At 46.9% G+C, this 1,770-nt stretch carries 2 protein-coding genes and 2 pseudogenes; 3 read left to right on the top strand and 1 reads right to left on the bottom strand.

The window, feature by feature from the left end:
• On the bottom strand, positions 1-306 hold a 306-nt coding region (locus ACIPKN_RS07765), incomplete at its 3' end, for a hypothetical protein (RefSeq protein ID WP_400934766.1).
• A gap of 491 nt (positions 307-797) precedes the next feature.
• Here ACIPKN_RS07765 and ACIPKN_RS26910 point away from each other — a divergent pair.
• The 3 genes and pseudogenes from ACIPKN_RS26910 to ACIPKN_RS07760 form a co-directional block, all read left to right on the top strand.
• A pseudogene (locus ACIPKN_RS26910) lies at positions 798-1,042 on the top strand (IS4 family transposase); the annotation flags it as partial.
• A gap of 206 nt (positions 1,043-1,248) precedes the next feature.
• On the top strand, positions 1,249-1,461 hold the full coding sequence (locus tag ACIPKN_RS26905; protein ID WP_483869516.1) for an alpha-helical endospore appendage domain-containing protein: 213 nt from the start codon (positions 1,249-1,251) through the stop codon (positions 1,459-1,461).
• A 20-nt stretch (positions 1,462-1,481) separates the two neighbouring features.
• Positions 1,482-1,770, top strand: a pseudogene (locus tag ACIPKN_RS07760) (hypothetical protein); the annotation flags it as partial.

Here is a 1,770-nt window from a genome sequence, read left to right as displayed (position 1 = left end):
TGTGGCAGGAGTTACTGGTGCTACCGGTGTGACTGGCGCTACTGGTGTGGCAGGAGTTACTGGCGCTACCGGTGTGACTGGCGCTACTGGTGTGGCAGGAGTTACTGGCGCTACCGGTGTGACTGGCGCTACTGGTGTGGCTGGCGCTACTGGTGCCCCTGGAGGTGGTGCGATTATACCATTTGGCGGTTCAGAAGAGGGATTTTCGACGGCACCGTTTATAATCACCTTAAATACGGATGTTAACGGTGACCCTATCAACATGTCCTTCTTTGGATTTAACGGCGTGGCACCAATCCCTGTCATCACACCACTGCTTGACACGATAGATCTGGATGCGTTGATAGGTGGGATAGGTCTCGAACCGTTGTTAATGCCCCGTGCGGGAACCATAATGTCGTACTCAGCGAAGTTTATTTTGGAACAAGCTGACCTTCCTATTAACGTGGGCGTGCACGCGCGGATATATCGGAACGATACGCCTGGTACGCCAGGTAACAATATCTTTACGTTTATCCCTGGAACTGATTTTGAACTGGTACCGCGTATAATAGGGACTATACCAAGCCCGCCCGCAAATCATTTACCGAGTGTAGTCATTGCATCTGACTTGAATATACCGGTCAACGCTGGAACGAGACTATTCATGGTTTATTACATTGAGTCAACTGAGGTCAGTATATTTGGTACATCTGAGGTTGTCGGACACGGCGGCGGTGCTATTTCGATACAGTAGAGACAACGGATCTTACTTTAATTTTTGAATAGGATGCAGATGCGGTCACCATTTCCAGCACCTGACGGAATTATACCGCAAAGTCAAGCCTTCCATGGGAAAGAAAGACATTTTAGGTGCTGCTCATGTGAGACTAGATAACGAAATTCTCTTTATCCGTAATCGCAATAAGCACAGTGAATGGCTCGCGATGTTAAGTACAGATAGAACACTCGACAATGAAGAAATCGTTCGAATCCATGGCATGCATTGGATATCGAAGTGTTCTTTAAGTGCAGTAAATCCCTATTACACTTTGAAAAAGAACATAGGAAGCTCGAGTCTAAGTCCGGGGGACGTTGGTGATCCCGGGCTCTTCTTTGCGTCCAATTCTAGTGTGATTCGGTATGTATTTGTAAAAATAGCTTCTATGCGGGTTGAAGGCTCATACCGCTAATGAATAAAAATCATATTCTGCATTATACGACTAACAGGAGGGAGACTTCTCTATTAGATCGATAAATTAAGAAAGGATGAAGACATTGTCACAAGCGAATCTTCCTAATATAACCCCTAGCATCACAATTACTAGAGATGACGCCTTGAACCTCTTGTTATCTTCTATAGCGATTGAAGAGTTAGGGCTAGGACACATTATTAATGCCGAAGCGGAGAAAATCCAATACGCTATCGGTACGCTGCCCGGACTTCGGTTCCAGCAACCATCAATGAGTTGCTACAGGTAAATTCAAGTGTTCAAAGTACTATGCAAGAATTAATTAAGAAGGAGCTACTCCTTCAATCTAAACTGGAAAACATCTTAGCTGCTCCTTCTTTAGTAGGTCCAACCGGTGCTACTGGGGCTACAGGACCTTCTGGTGGCCCTGTTGGACCTACTGGACCTACGGGGATTGGAGCTACTGGAGTTACAGGTGCAACAGGACCTGCTGGTGCTACTGGGGCTACAGGTGCATCAGGAGCCACGGGTCCTACAGGTGCAATAGGGCCGACCGGATCATCTGGCACTACTGGAGCAACAGGAACAGCTGGAACAA

The organism is Lysinibacillus sp. NPDC086135 (genome assembly GCF_044746345.1).
Classification (GTDB): Bacteria; Bacillota; Bacilli; order Bacillales_A; family Planococcaceae; genus Lysinibacillus.
Note: the sequence above shows the minus strand (reverse complement) of the source record. Positions and strands in the feature narration are given on the sequence as shown.